This window comes from Nibrella viscosa (genome assembly GCF_039541875.1).
In the GTDB taxonomy this organism is placed as follows: Bacteria; Bacteroidota; Bacteroidia; order Cytophagales; family Spirosomataceae; genus Nibrella; species Nibrella viscosa.
Map to the genome: position 1 here is coordinate 1 of NZ_BAABHB010000007.1, position 17,290 is coordinate 17,290.

General features: G+C 56.6%; 11 protein-coding genes. 5 read left to right on the top strand and 6 right to left on the bottom strand.

Features of this window, described 5'->3' with window-relative positions:
• On the bottom strand, positions 1–4,624 hold a 4,624-nt coding region (locus ABD931_RS17250; protein ID WP_370469328.1), incomplete at its 3' end, for a beta strand repeat-containing protein.
• Between the two features lie 633 nt (positions 4,625–5,257).
• A complete protein-coding gene (locus ABD931_RS17255) occupies positions 5,258–7,051 on the bottom strand; it encodes a MutS-related protein (RefSeq protein ID WP_345269082.1) in 1,794 nt (597 codons plus the stop codon).
• A 99-nt stretch (positions 7,052–7,150) separates the two neighbouring features.
• Between ABD931_RS17255 and ABD931_RS17260 the strand changes: the two genes are divergently transcribed.
• Entirely contained in the window at positions 7,151–7,408 is a 258-nt protein-coding gene (locus ABD931_RS17260) for an AbrB/MazE/SpoVT family DNA-binding domain-containing protein (protein WP_345269084.1), read from the top strand.
• Entirely contained in the window at positions 7,396–7,725 is a 330-nt protein-coding gene (locus ABD931_RS17265) for a type II toxin-antitoxin system PemK/MazF family toxin (protein WP_345269085.1), read from the top strand. Before ABD931_RS17260 ends, ABD931_RS17265 begins: the two co-directional genes overlap by 13 nt.
• A 6-nt stretch (positions 7,726–7,731) precedes the next feature.
• On the opposite strand, the gene ABD931_RS17270 is transcribed toward ABD931_RS17265, so the two are convergent.
• The 3 genes from ABD931_RS17270 to gldB all read right to left on the bottom strand — a co-directional run bounded on the left by ABD931_RS17270 (position 7,732) and on the right by gldB (position 11,057).
• Positions 7,732–8,145: a Fur family transcriptional regulator gene (locus ABD931_RS17270; protein WP_345269086.1), complete on the bottom strand. Its 414-nt coding sequence runs from the start codon at positions 8,143–8,145 to the stop codon at positions 7,732–7,734.
• An 82-nt stretch (positions 8,146–8,227) separates the two neighbouring features.
• Positions 8,228–10,036, bottom strand: coding sequence for an ABC transporter ATP-binding protein (locus ABD931_RS17275; RefSeq protein ID WP_345269087.1), 1,809 nt, complete (start codon positions 10,034–10,036; stop codon positions 8,228–8,230).
• A gap of 25 nt (positions 10,037–10,061) precedes the next feature.
• The gene (gldB, locus tag ABD931_RS17280) at positions 10,062–11,057 is read right to left on the bottom strand and encodes a gliding motility lipoprotein GldB (RefSeq protein WP_345269089.1); all 996 of its coding nucleotides are present in this window, start codon (positions 11,055–11,057) and stop codon (positions 10,062–10,064) included.
• Between the two features lie 38 nt (positions 11,058–11,095).
• Between gldB and ABD931_RS17285 the strand changes: the two genes are divergently transcribed.
• Positions 11,096–12,004: a porin family protein gene (locus tag ABD931_RS17285; RefSeq protein WP_345269090.1), complete on the top strand. Its 909-nt coding sequence runs from the start codon at positions 11,096–11,098 to the stop codon at positions 12,002–12,004.
• 16 nt (positions 12,005–12,020) lie between these two features.
• Here the strand turns inward: ABD931_RS17285 and lacZ are convergent, their stop codons facing one another.
• The gene (gene lacZ, locus ABD931_RS17290; RefSeq protein ID WP_345269091.1) at positions 12,021–15,227 is read right to left on the bottom strand and encodes a beta-galactosidase, LacZ type; all 3,207 of its coding nucleotides are present in this window, start codon (positions 15,225–15,227) and stop codon (positions 12,021–12,023) included.
• A 117-nt stretch (positions 15,228–15,344) separates the two neighbouring features.
• Here lacZ and ABD931_RS17295 point away from each other — a divergent pair, with 117 nt between their 5' ends.
• Positions 15,345–16,292 (top strand): alpha/beta hydrolase, encoded by a 948-nt coding sequence (locus ABD931_RS17295; RefSeq protein ID WP_345269092.1) that lies wholly within the window; start codon positions 15,345–15,347, stop codon positions 16,290–16,292.
• 108 nt (positions 16,293–16,400) lie between these two features.
• Positions 16,401–17,204, top strand: coding sequence for a type III pantothenate kinase (locus tag ABD931_RS17300; protein WP_345269094.1), 804 nt, complete (start codon positions 16,401–16,403; stop codon positions 17,202–17,204).
• The last annotated feature ends 86 nt before the right edge of the window (positions 17,205–17,290 follow it).

Sequence of the window (17,290 nt, forward strand, 5' to 3'; positions counted from 1 at the left end):
AAGGTGCTGTGCCGCCTGTGCCTACTACGCTGACACTGCCCTGACCGCCGAAGCAGGCGATGGAGGTGCTCACCGTGGCCGTGGCCGTTACCGCTGTAGGCTGCGTCAGAGTGATCTCCGTTGTAGCTGTACAGCCGTTGGCGTCAGTCACCGTGAAGCTATAGGTGCCTGCTACCAGACCTGTGGTCTGGCCCGTCACCTGGTAAGGTGCCGTGCCGCCCGTGCCTACCACGTTCACACTGCCCTGACCGCCGAAGCAGGCGATGGAGGTGCTCACCGTGGCCGTGGCCGTTACCGCTGTAGGCTGCGTCAGAGTGATCTCCGTTGTGGCCGCACAGCCGTTGGCATCCGTCACTGTAAAGCTGTAAGTGCCCGCCGTTAAGCCCGTGGTCTGGCCCGTCACCTGGTAAGGTGCTGTGCCGCCCGTGCCTACTACGCTGACACTGCCCTGACCGCCGAAGCAGGCGATGGAGGTGCTCACCGTGGCCGTGGCCGTTACCGCTGTAGGCTGCGTCAGAGTGATCTCCGTTGTGGCCGCACACCCGTTGGCGTCAGTCACCGTGAAGCTGTAGGTGCCCGCTACCAGACCTGTGGTCTGGCCCGTCACCTGGTAAGGTGCTGTGCCGCCCGTGCCTACCACGTTCACACTGCCCTGACCGCCGAAGCAGGCGATGGAGGTGCTCACCGTGGCCGTGGCCGTTACCGCTGTAGGCTGCGTCAGAGTGATCTCCGTTGTAGCCGCACAGCCGTTGGCGTCAGTCACTGTAAAGCTGTAAGTGCCCGCCGTTAAGCCCGTGGTCTGGCCCGTCACCTGGTAAGGTGCTGTGCCGCCCGTGCCTACTACGCTGACACTGCCCTGACCGCCGAAGCAGGCGATGGAGGTGCTCACCGTGGCCGTGGCCGTTACCGCTGTAGGCTGCGTCAAGGTAATCGAAGTAGTTGTTGAGCAGCCATTAGCCCCTGTTACAGTATAGCTATATGTACCCGCTGTTAAACCACCAAATGTACCTGTTCCTGTATAGGGGGCTGTTCCATCGGTTGCTGTTACTGTTATCTCGCCGGTACCGCTGTAGCATTGAATTGATTGTGTAATGCTCGCCGAAACTGTTGGAGCCACCTGATCCACTTCAATAGTCTGACTTGCTACAGCCGTACAACCGTTAACCCCGGTTACTACAACTGAATACGTAGTCGCTGTTGTGGGGAAAACCGTTATGGCTGCCGTTGTAGCTCCGCCTGGACTCCAGCTATAGCCAGTGCCTCCGGAAGCTGTCAGTGTAGTCGACGTAGTAGTACAATTTAAGGCAGTTACAGAAGCGACAATAGTCGCATTCGGTACTGTCGTATTGCTCTGTACTGTTGTGGTAGATGAAGTCGAACAACCGTTGTTGCGGGTGATGGTCACCGTGTAAGTACCCGCTGCACTTACCACCGCCGTGTTACCCGTAGAGGCAACCACCCCATTCGGTCCTGTAAACACGATGTCCGCATTTTGTCCAGCGTTGGTGTAGGCCACCGTCAGTGTGACGCTGGTCTGAGCACAGGTTAGCGTGCCACTGCTGGTGAAGCTGGTGATGTTGGCAGTTGCCGTGTTGGAGGTTACCGTTGTGGTAGCTATGGCAGAGCAGCCGTTAGTACCCGTGACCGTTACGGTATAGGTGCCCGCTGCACTCACCGTGGCCGTGTTGCCACTGGAAGCTACGGCTCCGTTAGGACCTGTAAAGCTATAGGTCACCCCTGGCGTGGTGCTACTGGCAGTCAAGGTAAGGCTGGTCCGCTCACAGGTCAGGTTACCATTGTTGCTGCTGGTCAGCGTGACACCGGCCGGTACAGCCGTGTTGCTGATTACCGTGGTGGTTGCCGTGGCCGTACAGCCGTTGCTGCCGGTGGCCGTAACTGTATAGGTACCCGCGGCACTCACTACCGCCGTGTTGCCGGTTGATGCTACTGCTCCGTTAGGTCCTACAAAGCTGTAGGTCACCCCACCGGTGCTGCTGCCCGCCGTCAAGGTGACGCTGGTCTGGTTACAGGTCAAGGTGCCACTTGCAGCCAGCGTTACCTCAGCCGGTACTGCCGTGTTACTAATTACCGTGGTGGTTGCCGTTGCCGTACAACCGTTGCTGCCGGTGGCCGTAACCGTATAGGTACCCGCTGCACTCACCACCGCCGTGTTACCGAGCGATGCGACGGCCCCGTTTGGCCCTGCAAAGCTGTAGGTCACACCCGGGGTACTGCTGCCCGCCGTCAAGGAGACGCTGGTCTGGTCACAGGTCAGTGGTCCGTTGTTGTTGAGTACCACACTGGCTGGTACTGTCGTATTGCTCTGTACTGTTGTGGTAGATGAAGTCGAACAACCGTTGTTGCGGGTGATGGTCACCGTGTAAGTACCCGCTGCACTTACCACCGCCGTGTTACCCGTAGAGGCAACCACCCCATTCGGTCCTGTAAACACGATGTCCGCATTTTGTCCAGCGTTGGTGTAGGCCACCGTCAGTGTGACGCTGGTCTGAGCACAGGTTAGCGTGCCACTGCTGGTGAAGCTGGTGATGTTGGCAGTTGCCGTGTTGGAGGTTACCGTTGTGGTAGCTATGGCAGAGCAGCCGTTAGTACCCGTGACCGTTACGGTATAGGTGCCCGCTGCACTCACCGTGGCCGTGTTGCCACTGGAAGCTACGGCTCCGTTAGGACCTGTAAAGCTATAGGTCACCCCTGGCGTGGTGCTACTGGCAGTCAAGGTAAGGCTGGTCCGCTCACAGGTCAGGTTACCATTGTTGCTGCTGGTCAGCGTGACACCGGCCGGTACAGCCGTGTTGCTGATTACCGTGGTGGTTGCCGTGGCCGTACAGCCGTTTGGACGAGTAACTGTTACTGTGTAAGTACCCGGCTGGTTCACCACCGCTGTCATACCGGAACTACTTACTACACCGGGGCCGGCAAAAATAAAATTAGCGCCCGTATTAGGGCTGCTTACCGTCAGCGTGACACTTGTTACGGCACAGGTTAAGGTGCCGCTGGATACAAAGCTGTTGATTGTAGCGGGATCGGTGTTTGATGCTACAGTAGTTGTCGCTACGGCCGTACAGCCATTGGTGCCGGTTGCTGTCACTGTATAGGTACCAGCCGTACTGACAACCGCCGTATTACCGGTAGAGGCTACCGCACCATTCGGCCCCACAAAACTATAGGTCACACCCGCAGTGCTGCTGCCGGCTGTCAAGGTGACGCTAGTCACGGCGCAGGTGAGGGTACCACTGGATACCAGACTTACTCCGGCCGGTACTGCCGTGTTACTGATTACCGTGGTGGTTGCCGTGGCCGTACAACCGCTTTGGCTGGTGGCCGTTACCGTATAAGTACCGGGTTGATTGACCGTAGCCGTATTGCTGCTGGTTGATAAAATACCAGGCCCGGCAAAACTAAAGGTAACACCGGTGGTACTGCTTGAGGCTGTCAGCGTAGCAGTAGGACTGGCACAGGTAATTGGACCGTTTACAGCCAGACTTACGTTCTGCGGAGCAGACGTGTTGCCGATAACCGTGGTAGTAGCGGTAGCCGTACAGCCATTCGATCCGGTTGCGATTACCGTATAGGTACCGGCGGTACTTACTACCGTAGATGCCCCGGTTGCGCCGTTACTCCACTGGTAGGTTACGCCAGAAGTAGTACTGGAGGCCGTCAGCGTTACTGAAGTGGTGGTACAGGTTAAAGGGCCGTTATTAAAGGCAGACACATTGGCCGGCGGAGTACGATTATCGCCCACGATAGTCGTGGCCGTGGTAGTACATCCGTTAGAGTTTGCTGTTACGGTATAAGTACCGGGTTGATTAACGATAGCCGTATTCCCGCTGGTGGTTTGCACACCGGGTCCGGCAAAACTATACGTTACACCAGTCGTGCTACTACCGGCCGTTAAGGTAGCCGTTGCCGCCGTACAGGAAATAGGGCGGTTAGCACCAAGCGTTACATTTTGGGGAGGAGTTACATTCCCCAGAACCGTGGTAGTGGCAGTAGCTGTACAGCCCGGACTGGTAGCCGTTAGCGTATAGGTACCCGGCTGCGTTGTGTTTGCCGTATGCCCTCCGACCAGAAAACCGTTCGGACCAGTCCAGGTGTAATTAGTGCCGTTGACGGGCGCCGTGGTTAGCGAAAGGGTAACCACCGGTTGAGTCGTACAAGACAGCGGCCCATTGTTGGTAGCCGCAATACTCACGGCGTTTACCGTAAACGGATTGGAACAGTCATTGGCAGACCCTTGTGTAGAGCCAGCCGAAACGTTGATCCGACGGGAGCCGGTGGGACCGTTGAGCGGATAAGTGTATGTATAGCAGTACGCTTTAGTTGTTTTGGCCGCCTGGGCCTGTGTTACCGTGAAAGAGCCAGGGTTGGCTCCCACCCCACACTTTCCGCTTCCATCTAGCTGCGTTATCTGAAATACCGTACCGGGACTCAATGCCTGGTTATTAGCTGTTGTAAACGTAAAGCATACCTCTATCTGGCTACCGGCGCAGATTGCGCCCGGTGATACAGATGTTACGGTAACTTTTTGGCTGTACGCATTGCCCATGCCGAGCAAGACGAAAAAGGATAAGAGCCAGGGGACCCTGAGCAGGTAATATTTCAGCATAGAGCTAATTATTAAGTGAACGTTTTGACTATAGGCAACCATTTGAGTACAGGGTTAGACGATAGCAACCCAGTAAAGTATCTTATGAGGAGGTATTTTTTCGGAAGCACATGATTACCAGGAACCGTGAACCGGAAAATACGCTGCCCAGAGACCCAACCGGGTATCACCGTCTGCGTGTGAGATGAATCTGTTTTGCGGAAACTGTTACGCCGGATGCGTATGGAGATAACCGCCGGGAACCGGGTTCACGGACGGTAATACAGGGGAAAGAGAAAAGTAGTTTTTTTCCATACTCATTAAGATGATAAGTGTACGACAGGTATATGATAAGAGACGTTCTGCCGGGTCAAAGAAACGTATTATTTTAAAAGGTGGTACCGAATTAGGCAGTTTTACCCGAAAATGAGTGACCAAATATAGCCGCCGAAAGTCAGTTAATTTCGTTTTAATGTATATTTAATTTTTTTTTAATTGAATATATCAAGCCACTTCATAAAAATGACCGTTCGCTCAAAAGTTTTTTTCTATTTCAACTAAAAAGAATAAAATACGAGCAAATAATAGTCTTAAATATATTAATAGTAACATCTGTTATTTTCATATAAGCAAAAATGCTCAGGTTCTAGCCGGTTACATCTGAATACCAATAGCCTGCATCAACTGGCTGGCGTTGAAGCTTTGGCAGATACCCGTCCGCAGGCGGTAATCAAACACCAGCTCACCCTGGTGGAGGTCAGACTGAAAGTGGTAGTTGGTGATGAAGTCGACCTGCTCCCCTACCTGCCCCAGTTCCAGATCGTGTGTGGAGACAAACCCGGATGCCGGCGTGCGGTGCAGCTGCCGGATCAGCGCTTCGGCCCCGCGGTGGCGGTCGGCGGAGTTGGTGCCTTTCAGGATTTCGTCGAGGAAGTACAGCACCGGCAGGCTGTCGGTCTGGCTGGTGAGCTGAATGAGCGTTTGCAGGCGTTTGAGTTCGGCGTAGAAGGACGAGGTGCTTTCTTCCAGCGAGTCCTGGGTGCGCATACTGGTAAACACCCGCAGGGGCGAGCAGGCAAAGGCCTCGGCACAAACCACCGACCCGGCCAGCGCCAGCACCACATTGGCCCCCAGCGTGCGCAGAAACGTACTTTTGCCCGACATATTGGAGCCGGTAATCAGGATGGTCTGTCCCGAGCCGGTCAGCGCTAAGGAATTGGCTACGGCCTTTGCGGGTGTAATCAGCGGGTGTGCAGCCTCTCTGGCGTCCAGCACAACACCGGTGTCGCGGATGTCGGGAACGGCATAGTCGGGGTGGGCAAAGGCCAGGCCGGCCAGGCTATTGAGGGCTTCGGCCTCGGCCAGGGCGTCAAGCCATTGCGGCAGGTGCCGGCCGTGCCGCTGCCGCCAGCGGTCGAGGCCGATCAGGTACTGCACATCCCAGAGGGTCAGCACGCCGAAAAAGAGGTAGAAGTAAGGATTTCGGCGAAAGTTCAGGTTATCGGTCAGCCGGTGCAGTTGACGAATGGCCGCCGACGCGGGTTCCCCGTCGGCCGTCAGGTGGCGCCGGATCTGCCGCCACTGCACGGCCTCCGCCGACCGGTTTTCGATGAGCCGCAGCATATCGCGGTAGGTATCCAGGGCCTGCACCATCTCAAACGTCTGCTCGCTGACGGCCTGCGTCCGTTTGGTCGTTTGGCTCAGCACCAGGCCATGCACAAACAGGGAACCCAGTACGGCCACGCCAGGGACCATGCCCGTCAGCCAGAGACCGATCAACCCAACCGTAAATACCGGCAATACCCAGCGCACCACCTTCAGGTAGCCAGGGAGCGGGGGTACCGGCTCCCCAGCCCAGGCCAGCAGCGGCTCGGGCGCCTGACCGGCACCGGTGCTAAGGTAAGCGGCCGCTTCAAACGCCTGCCGCCAGTCGAGTTGGGGGGCCAGTTCGGCTACGGCCTGCTGGCGGAAGCGAATGGTCTGGGGCGGAGCAGGTTGCTGCAACCACTGAGCCAGGGTACGCTCACCAATATACGTATGGGTTCGGTTCAGCAGCCGGAAGAGCGAATGAGGGCCAAATACGTCAAGATCAGCCGAATACGGGTGCAGCGGGTTGCCAAACTGGGCACCGGTTTCGTTGCGCAGGTATTTGCGCTCCAGCCGGGCGGCTTCGTCCTGGTTGATAAACTGCAGGTGGCCGGCATAGTCGCGCTCGCGCCGGACGGCCTGGTGTTTTTTCAGCAGGTACAGAAAGCCGGTCAGACCCAGGCCGGCAACGACAAACGCCCAGGTGGTTTGGCCGGTGCTGCCCAGCCACCAGACGAGGGCGACGGCGATAACAAACCAGCTTAGGCGGATAATGGCGAGTTGGTTGTACCGGCGCTGGGCGGCTTGCTGCTGTTGGGCAAATTGGTGCTGGCGTTGGATGAAGAGATTGGCTGGTGTCATAACCGCAAAGGCGCAAAGAGGGCGCAAAGTACGCAAAAAGTAGGGATTGTTTGTCTGGCAAATTGTTATACCTTTGTTATAACCAGATATATTTTTTCGATGCAGCAACCCATTCGCAAAATAGGCAATTCACAAGGTATTTTGTTACCCCGGCCGCTCCTTCAGCAAGTTGGTATTGAAGGAGTGGTTGATATTGAGGTAACGGAAGGGGCGCTGGTACTCCGGCCGGTGCAGCCTCATCCGCGTGCCGGTTGGGATGATGCTTTCCGGCAGGCTCTTGAGCGAGGTGATGAACCGGAAGCTGATTTTTTTGAGGGAATACCTAACTCCTTTGATGATACAGAATGGAGTTGGTAGTACATCGCTTTGAGGTATGGCTGGTATCCTTAGATCCAACGCAGGGGAGTGAGATTGCGAAGACGCGTCCCTGCCTGATTGTTTCTCCGGATGAGATTAATCGCAGGCTTAATACCGTATTGGTAGCACCAATGACCAGCACCCGCAAACAGTATCCAACGCGGGTCAACTGCCGGTTTATAAATCAGGATGGCCAGGTAGCACTCGATCAGACCCGTGCTGTTGACAAATCCCGATTAGTCAAACGAGTAGGTACGTTAGAGACCGATGTTTGCCAGACTGTCTGCCAGACACTGGTTGCCATGTTCATGTATTGATTGGCCTTACTGATTGCACTCTGAGCAGACGCCCTGGACCAGCAGGTTTATTTCTTTGCGCCGGTAGCCGCTGGGCAGGCTGAGGGCGGGGATGATGACGTCATCCAGGCAGGTGGTCTGGCCGCACTGCTCACATTTGAAATGTACGTGGTCGTGGTGGTGGTCGTTCTGAGCGCAGGTGGTGCGGCAGAGGGCGTATTTGGTGCCGCCTTCGTCGTCGAGGACTTTGTGGAGGATGCCTTTTTCCAGAAAGGTTTTCAGCGTCCGGTAAATGGTGACGCGGTCATGGTCGGGGCCAAGTCCGTTTTCAATATCGCTGTGCGACAGGGCATGATCCGTCTGCAGAAACAGGTCCAGTACCTCCTGCCGGTTGCTGGTATGCCGTAGCGAAAAATCGCGTAATGTCTGAGTGGCAGTCATGGGTTAAGTCGATAGTAGATAGTCAATAGTCGTTAGTGATTACGCCATTTCTTACTAATGACTAACGACTATTGATTATCCACTACTCCGTTGTTTCAAACTGTAATTTAACCAAATTCGCGTACAATCCCTCGCCGAGGGCTGCTAATTCCTCGTGCGTACCCGATTCGGCGATTTGTCCCTCGCGGATCACGTAAATGGTATCGACCTTCCGGATCGTGGCCAGACGGTGGGCAATAATGATGGTCGTCCGGTTCTTCATCAGTTCGTCCAGGGCGCCCTGCACCAGCCGTTCCGATTCGGCATCGAGCGAACTGGTTGCCTCGTCGAGGATCAGAATAGCCGGGTCTTTCAGGATAGCGCGGGCAATGGCAATGCGCTGCCGCTGACCACCCGATAGCTTGACCCCCCGCTCGCCCACCAGCGTATCGAATCCTTCGGGGAACGACCGGATAAATTCCAGGGCATTGGCCCGCCGGGCGGCTTCCAGAATGTCGGCATCCGACGCGCCCGGTTTCCCGTAGGCGATGTTTTCCTTGATACTACCACCAAACAGCATCACCTCCTGCGGAACCACGGCGATGTTCTGCCGCAGATTCGTGACGTTGAACTCCTGAATGTTCCGGCCGTCGACCAGGATGCTGCCGGTCTCCACCGGATAATAGCGCATCAGTAACTGCACGATGGTCGACTTACCGGCTCCGCTTTGCCCCACCAGGGCGATCTTCTGCCCGGCGGCTACGTCCAGCGAGATGCCTTTCAGCACCTCGATATCCGGCCGTGAGGGGTACGAGAACCGCAGGTTGCGGAAGGCGATCTGCCCGTCAACGGGCACCGGCAGGGCACTCGGCTCGCTCACCACATCTACTTCGGGCTGCTCTTCCAGAATTTCCAGAATCCGCTCCGAGGCCCCGATGGTCTTCTGCACCTGAGCGTACAGGTCGCCCAGACCACCCACGGAGCCGCCGATAAACATCGTATAGATAATAAACGTCAGCAGGTCGGAAAAGGGCATCTCACCGCTGAGCACCAGATTACCCCCGTACCAGACCACGCCGACGATACCGCCAAAGAGCGCGAAAATGATAAACGACACAAAGACGCCCCGGAACTTAGCCGCCCGCAGCGAGTTATTGACTACCTTCTGCAGGGCCAGGGAGTACCGGTTGATCTCCAGCCGCTCGTTGGTAAACGCCTTCACCACGTTTACCGATTGCAGGGTTTCTTCGACCACCACGTTGGCGTTGGCCAGTTCGTCCTGCGCCTTCTTCGACAGCTTCCGGATAAACCGGCCGAAGAAAATAGCCGAAACGATCATTAGCGGAAACGTCGCCAGCATAAAGAAGGTAAGCTTCCAGGATAGGTAAAAGATGATGGCCGTGCCGACGGTGAGCGTAGCTACCTGCCGGAAAAATTCTGCCAGCGTGATCGAGAGCACATCCTGGAGCTGGGTAACGTCTGATGAAATGCGGCTGGTAAGTTCGCCCACCCGGCGCTGCTCAAAAAAGAATACCGGCAGCGTAATAATCTTGCCGTATACGGCCCGGCGTACATCGGCCATAGACCGCTCGCTGACCTGGGCAAAAAAGTAGATGCGGAAGAAGGAGAAAATAGCCTGCACCACCAGGATCAGCACAAAGAACCCGACCACCTGGTTGAGCGAATACGCCGAACGCCCTTCGATAACGCTCGTAATTTCGCCGATAAGCTTACCAAAGCTGAGCGTGGTAGCCGTCGACAGGATCAGGAACAGAAAACCCAGTGCGAAAGAGGCCCGGTACGGCTTCACAAACCGGAAAATCCGCAGGGCCTTTTTGAGGCTGTCTTTACTAACCCGTTTTTTATCGTCTGGAGCGGCCTCCTCGCCGAAGCTCCGTCCTCGTTTTGCCATTCTATCTGTTTACGTCAATACAAAATTAATCGTCATCTGGTTGCCCTTTATACCCTGACTCCTGAAAAATCTGGCGGGCATTGGTATTCGCCATCAGGTCTTTAATAGAAACCGATGGGTGCTCGTCATGGTATCTACCCACAATTCGCCAGCCCAGCCACCGCCCAATGGCACCGGGGGCTCTGGGACCGATTTCGGCCGTAAAGGGTCGCTCGTTGGTGTAACGCTGCTTAATGGCCGGGCTCGTCTGGTATAACAATTGTTCGTCGATAAAGTGCGCCCAGACCAGATCCTGCGCGGCATAAGTACTCGTCAGTTGCTGATCGGTATAGCCGATGATGAGACTATCGGGCGTTTCGGGCAGCATGGTTTTGGTAAAAACGTACCCTTTGCCGTAGTAGATCATATCGGCCAGCAGCGTCTGATCGGTTCGGTCGGTCGCGTTGAACGAATGGGAAAGGGCAAAGACAATGGCCGGTACCAGGAAGTCTTTCTGGTAGCGACGCAGGATGTACTGGGGAAAATCGGGACCCTGCGGGCGGTATTTGGCGCTGGGGCCGGCAAAGTAATCTAATCCAATAACGATAAGGCTGTCGGAGACGACAAAATCCGGCCCCATAAAACCGGTTACTAACGTAGCAACGCGGGGCACCTTGAAGTCCGGAAATTCTTTCTTAATATTGGTAAACGCTTCTGAAAGCTGATTTTGCAGTTCTTTGGCCTCCGAAAACTCAGTCTGCACCTGCTGATACAATACGTTCAGTTCACGGTCGTTTATCCGGGTATAAAGCTCATTCACCAACGCAGTATCCTTACCGGCATCCTTCGAGCTAAAATACAATCGGGCCACGTCGGGGTGCTGGTCGAGAAACGCCCGGATGCTTTCGCGTGATTTGCCGGAAAAGAGTTGCTGATCGAGCCGCTGCAGCGTTACCTCTTCGCGTTTATCGCAGGAGTTCAATAACACAATACAAAAAAGTCCCCAAACCAGGAGCCATTTCGGGGAAATCCTGTCATTCATCCGTTTACCTGTTTTCATTCTTGAAAACGTCCAAAATCATGAAAAAAGTTGCAGCCGCCTGCCTGATTTTCTCGTTAATCGGCACCGGATCGATCCATGCCCAATCCCGCCCTGTTTCGCAGCCCCGGCTGTACGCCCCCACGCTCGCCGTAAGGGCCAACCGAACCGACTTCATTGCTGACCCAACCGACGAAAAGCCGGTCAAAGGTCGTAAAAAGAAGAAACAGGCGCAGAAAGAACGGGCCGAATATGAACGTTCCAAATACGGAAAGAACAATAGCAGCCCGGCCGACGCCGATATCTACCCGGACTATTCGCAGCCGAGTCACCTGATTGAAATGAGCTTTCGGGTTGCCCCTATTGTCTCGTTCAACACCGTTCAGGGCCAGGGTACCTACCAGAGCTTTACCGACAACGGTGTTGGCGTACGCCTTAGTGTAGGCCCCTCGCTGGATTACTTTTTCTACAAGAACCGGTACTCCTTCAGTACAGGCCTGTGGTACACCATCAAACGGTCGGGCTATGTGATGCCGGGTTCGTTTGGGCAGCCCCGCTGGGACCCGAGTGCGCCGATGCAGCGGTCGGTCTATAACCTGCAATACGTACAGGTTCCCCTCACGGTCAAAATGTTTGCCAACAACATTGCTCCGCAAGTGCGGCTGTACGTGCAGTGCGGAGGAGTGGCCGATGTGAAGCTGTCGGAAAAACCGCTCAACGAAACCACCGACGGCCTGTACCGATACGCCGAAAGCAGCGGCAAACGCCGGCAGTATGGCTTTGCCGACCTGGGCATGCTGGTGGGTGCCGGCATCCAGTACAAGCTGAACAACACCAACGCCCTCAACATGGGCCTTACCTACCAGCGCGGCCTGATCGACGTGGCGCGGGGTACCGGCCTGGTTTCGAAGAACAACCTGCTGGGCCTTGATCTGGCGTTTAAATTCTGATTTTTATCCTGGCACCCTACCTAACCATCGGCAGCGGCAGGCTCACCATAGTAGCAATATCGGTCCGGGCATCTACCGGCCGCAGCCGGAACGAGTAGCTGTAGGATTTGTTGCCGGGCAGCAGGTATTCCGGATGGGTACGCGGGCTCCAGCTATCGTCACCGCCGAGGCCCATCTGCTGAAAATCGACGTTGACCACCGTTACCGAGCCCCGCTCCAGTTCCTGCGTAGCGGGGTTCTTTGCCTTTAGCAGGGCGGCATCCGTATAATCCCGGACGTTAACGTTCACAACAGGATCACCGATAATGAGCAGCCCGTAGCCCGACGGATCGGCGATCTGCATCCACCGCACATCGGTTTTGTTGCCGTTTTCCTGGGCCATCGTGTACGGAAAATACTGATCGGCCACTTTACTCTTGTACCGACCGATGAGGGCGGCATCTTTCCGGTCCCAGTAGCTTTCAAAAGGCCCCCGGCCATACCAGTTCAGATCGGTGAAGAGTTTGGGCAACTGAAACTGCATACCCACCCTGGCCAGCGCAGGCAGCGTTCCTTCGGGGGTATAGGTGGTGGTCACAAACACATCGCCGGTTCCGTATACAACATAATCGGTCTGCTGCAGCAGCCGGCCCTCTTTGGCGGGGATTTCATTGATACACCGGATTCGGACCATCTGCGGCCGGGTCGACTCAATAGTAAACTCAAGCGGACGGGCCTGGGCTGTATCCAGACCGGCATCGCGCCAGCGGGCTGCAAACGAGCGGCTGCCTCCACCTTCGTCGTTATCGGTCGGCACCCGCCACAGACTGGGCTGTGGCCCCTGCTCCAGTACTTTTCTGCCTTTGTAGGTCCAGCTTTTGAGACTGCCGGCGGCTTTGCTGAACACCAGTGTAAAGTTCATTCCCTGCACGGTAGCCCCGCCGGCCGACGGGGTCACCTTCAGGGCGGGCAGGCTGCTCATGCCCATGACCGGCATCGTGGCTGCGTTCACCTTCACCGGAAACTGACCGAACGCCACCTCATGCCCGGCCGGTGCCCAGGGTGTTTCCTGCTTTAGCTTCAGGCTCACCATCAGGTAATACTCACTGCCCGGATCGGCCGGATCGGGCAGGCGGTACGGTAACGTCAGCAACTGCGTCTGGCCCGGTTTTGCCGTCAGGTTAGCCTCCGCCCCCTGCGCAACTACCTCGCCGTTCCGCAGCAGCGACCAGTCGAGCCGGAACGGCTCCAGCGTCTGGAAGTTGTAGCTGTTTTTTACCGCCAGCCTGTTCTGCTGCGCCGACAGCGGGGCCGGCACCGATAGTTTGATGGACTGGTATACCTGCTTCACCTCGTTTAGCTCCGGCTGGGGAGTGCGGTCGGGGTTCACCAGCCCATCGCCGGCATTGGCCCCGTCGATGGAATTGATGTGGTCCGTGTATTCTTTCCCTTCGGGCGTACGCAGACGCAAACCCTGATCGACCCAGTCCCAGATAAAGCCGCCCTGCATGCGCGGGTACTTGTCAATAGCGGCCCAGTACGCTTTCAGGTTGCCCACGCTATTGCCCATCGCGTGGGCGTACTCACACACAATCAGGGGCCGGGCCGGGTCTTTCTCCATCAGCCGGATCATATCGTTCACCGACGGGTACATGGTCGAGATAATATCGAAACTGCTCAGAGTGGTGGGCTTGTAGTCTTTCCGGCCTTCGTAATGGATCGGCCGGGTAGGGTCGATCAGCTGTATGATATTGGCCATGTCGGTGAAGTTCTGCCCCATGCTGGTTTCGTTGCCCAGCGACCAGATCACCACCGACGCGTGATTTTTGTCCCGCTCCACCATTGCCCGGCCACGGGCAATAAACGCGTCGCGCCATTCGGGCATATCGGCCAGCAGCACGTTCTTATACCAGAGTTCGTGACTCTCAATATTGGCTTCATCGACCACATACAGACCAAATTCATCGCAGAGGTCGTACCAGAGTGGATCGTTGGGGTAGTGGGAGGTCCGGACGGCGTTAATGTTGTGCTGCTTCATTAACCGGATATCCTGAATCATAGACTCGCGGCTGATAACCCGGCCCGTAGCGGGGTCGAACTCATGTCGGTTCACACCCTTAAAAGTGACGGCCTTACCGTTGATCAGCAGTTGCCCGTCGGCCAGCGTCACCTCCCGAAAACCGATCCGCCGGCTGATAGCCTCCAGCACCTGATCGTCGGATCCGATAAGCTGTATGGTCAGGGTATAGAGGGTAGGTGTCTCGGCACTCCACAGCGCCGGCGCCGTTATGGCGTTGGACAGCCGGTGAAGCCGTTCCTCATCGGTGCCGGTGCCGTCGGCGGAGCGGATGGTTTCGGTAAAGAGTACCTGCCGTTTCGGATCGTAGAGCGTAACTTTCAGTTGGTACGACGGCCGGGGCAAACCCGTGAGGTTCCGGACGTTGGCGGTTAATTTTAGGGTCGCATGCTGGTATTGCTCATCGAGGTCGGTAATCACGAAGAAGTCGCGCAGGTGCAGTTTGGGGGTACTGTACAGCAGAACATCCCGGTAAATGCCCGAGATACGCCAGAAATCCTGGTCTTCGAGGTAGCTGCCGTCCGACCAGTTGATTACCTGCACCGCCAGCAGATTCTCACCCGGCCTGGCCGCTTCCGTGATGCGAAATTCGGCGGGCGTCATGCCATCTTCGTGGTAGCCGATGCGTTGCCCGTTCAGGTATACGTAGCAGGCCGATTGCACCCCGGCAAAATGGAGGTAGAGTTCGCGGCCATCCCAGTTGGCGGGCACAGTAAATCGGGTCCGATACAATCCAACGGCGTTGGTATCCGTTACAATACGGGGTGGCTGTGCCGGAAACGGGTGTTTGATGTTCGTGAAAACAGGGCGGTCATAGGAGCGGCCTTCGCGGGCGCCGACTACCTGCCAGTTGGACGGAACGGGCAGATCATCCCAGGTCTGGTCGTTGATACCCGGCTGGAAAAAATCGCCCGGTACGCGGCTCGGATGCTGCACCCACCGGAATTTCCAGGTGCCGTTGAGCCGTTTCACAAAAGGCGAGGCTGTAGGGTCGTGGGTCAGGGCCTGCTGTTCGGTCGCATACGGCAGCGCGATGGCGTGGGGCTTTTCGGTGTTGCGGCTGATAACGGCGGGGTTTTCCCAATCGGGCAGGCCGGCACTGGGCTGCTGCGCCAAAACGGGCAGGACACTCCCGCTGAGGAGCAGCATCAGTATGCGTCGGTTCATGAAGTTTCTGGTTAAGTACACTTTGGTAACGATAAACTAAGGTCATCATTTCTTCCGGCCGCGAATTTAGTGGCCATTTCGTCTCTTTGTAAACCCACGGAGTTCATTGTTAACGCTATGGCTATTCAACGTTTTTTTCTCTTGCTGCTTTGTGGATTCCTTTGCTTACCGGCCTCAGCGCAGTCGCGTCGCCGGAATGCCCTGACGGAAGCGCCCGCCAATACCCCGGTACCCGTAGTGCCGGCCCCGCAGGCCCGGCTGCTGGAAGGCATGCGCGTAGGCAGCACGCTGCTGAACCGGGCCATACGATACTCCATCTACCTGCCGCCCGATTATTACACCTCCAACCGGCGCTATCCGGTTGTGTACCTGCTGCACGGGTATACCGACGATGAAACGGCCTGGGTTCAGTTCGGGGAGGCCGACCGGATCATCGATGAGAATATCAAATCCGGCGAACTGCCGCCCATGATCGTGGTCATGCCCGATGCCGGCCTTACCTGGTACATGAACGACTACCAGAACAAGGTACGCTATGAAGACATGTTTGTGCAGGAGCTGATCCCGCATGTCGACTCTACCTACCGCACCCGCACCAAACGCGACTACCGGGCCATCTCGGGCTTGTCCATGGGCGGTCACGGTTCACTGCTGCTGGCCATGCACCACCCAGAGTTATTTGGCGCCTGTGCCGCCCTGAGCGCGGCCGTGTTTACCGACGAAACCATGACCACGATGGATGAGGCTACCTACAACACCCGGTGGGCCCCGCTGCTGAGCGGACCCGTTAAGGGACAGGACCGGCTCACCGCCCACTGGAAACGCAACAGCCCACTTACGCTGGCCCGCTCGGCCCCGGAGGGGGACCTGAAAAAAGTACGGTGGTATCTGGACTGTGGCGACGATGATTTTCTGTCGGCGGCCAATGCCCTGCTGCACCTGTCGCTGCTCGAACGCCAAATACCGCACGAGTACCGCGTTCGCGACGGAGCGCATACCTGGTCGTACTGGCGCACCGGCCTTCCCGACGCCCTAAAATTCGTTGCCGACAGCTTTCGTCGCTGATAACACCCGCAACACGACCAAAAACGTGTTACCTTTGCCGCAGCACCATTGCCAACCAAGTACGAAATCGCCGGGCGGCCCCGTCTTAACTCTTAACTCTTCATTTCCTTGCTCTTAGCGACAGACATCGGGAACTCCGACATTGTTTTTGGCCTGTATGCCGACGGCACCTGGCGGCATGTCTGGCGTACCCCGTCGCTGGCCGACAAACCGGCCACGCATTACGCCACCCAGCTGCGGCTCTGGCTGCTGGAAGCTAATGTCAGGCCCGATGCCGTAATCACTACCGTGCTCAGCAGCGTAGTGCCCCCGCTCACGCCCACTATCCAAAGTGTATTGCAGGTTCTTTTTGCCCCGGAGCCCATTGTGGTCGGCCCGGCGGTATACCCATATCTGCCGCTGGAGGTGCTGCGCCCCTATGAAATCGGCACCGATCTGGTGGCCAACGCGCTCGCGGCCTACAGCCGCTACCGGCGCAACTGTGTGGTGGTTGATTTTGGCACTGCCCTCTCCTTTACCGTTGTAACGGGCAACGGACGGATCGTGGGCGTCTCGATTGCACCGGGCCTGCGTACGGCCATTCACTCCCTGTTTACCGATACCGCCCAACTCCCCGAAGTGCCCATTGAACTCCCTGCCTCCGCGCTGGGCACCAACACAACCCAGGCCATCCAGGTTGGCGTAGTGCTGGGCTACGAAGGCCTCATCCGCTTTTTAATCCAACGCACCCGGGCAGAGCTAAACGGCGACTGCATTGCTGTAGCAACGGGTGGTTTGTCGGCCGCCATCCCCACGCTGCGGGACGAATTTATCGATATTATTCCCTCTTTGACGCTGGATGGCATACGGCAGATCGGCGAATTGAGTCAGGCCGGTATTAAGGCAAAAGCGGCTTCCACCAACGCAAGTTAGAGCTTAAGACTACCTTAGTATCCAACAGCTTAGGGGCTTTTGATCCGATGTTCATACCTTTTACCGTGTCACCTGTAGGCAGTTGC

Coding starts and splice junctions, on each gene's coding strand:
- ABD931_RS17255 (WP_345269082.1), bottom strand. CDS start 7,051: ATGACACCAGCCAATCTCTTCATCCAACGCCAGCACCAATTTGCCCAA.
- ABD931_RS17260 (WP_345269084.1), top strand. CDS start 7,151: ATGCAGCAACCCATTCGCAAAATAGGCAATTCACAAGGTATTTTGTTA.
- ABD931_RS17265 (WP_345269085.1), top strand. CDS start 7,396: ATGGAGTTGGTAGTACATCGCTTTGAGGTATGGCTGGTATCCTTAGAT.
- ABD931_RS17270 (WP_345269086.1), bottom strand. CDS start 8,145: ATGACTGCCACTCAGACATTACGCGATTTTTCGCTACGGCATACCAGC.
- ABD931_RS17275 (WP_345269087.1), bottom strand. CDS start 10,036: ATGGCAAAACGAGGACGGAGCTTCGGCGAGGAGGCCGCTCCAGACGAT.
- gldB (WP_345269089.1), bottom strand. CDS start 11,057: ATGAATGACAGGATTTCCCCGAAATGGCTCCTGGTTTGGGGACTTTTT.
- ABD931_RS17285 (WP_345269090.1), top strand. CDS start 11,096: ATGAAAAAAGTTGCAGCCGCCTGCCTGATTTTCTCGTTAATCGGCACC.
- lacZ (WP_345269091.1), bottom strand. CDS start 15,227: ATGAACCGACGCATACTGATGCTGCTCCTCAGCGGGAGTGTCCTGCCC.
- ABD931_RS17295 (WP_345269092.1), top strand. CDS start 15,345: ATGGCTATTCAACGTTTTTTTCTCTTGCTGCTTTGTGGATTCCTTTGC.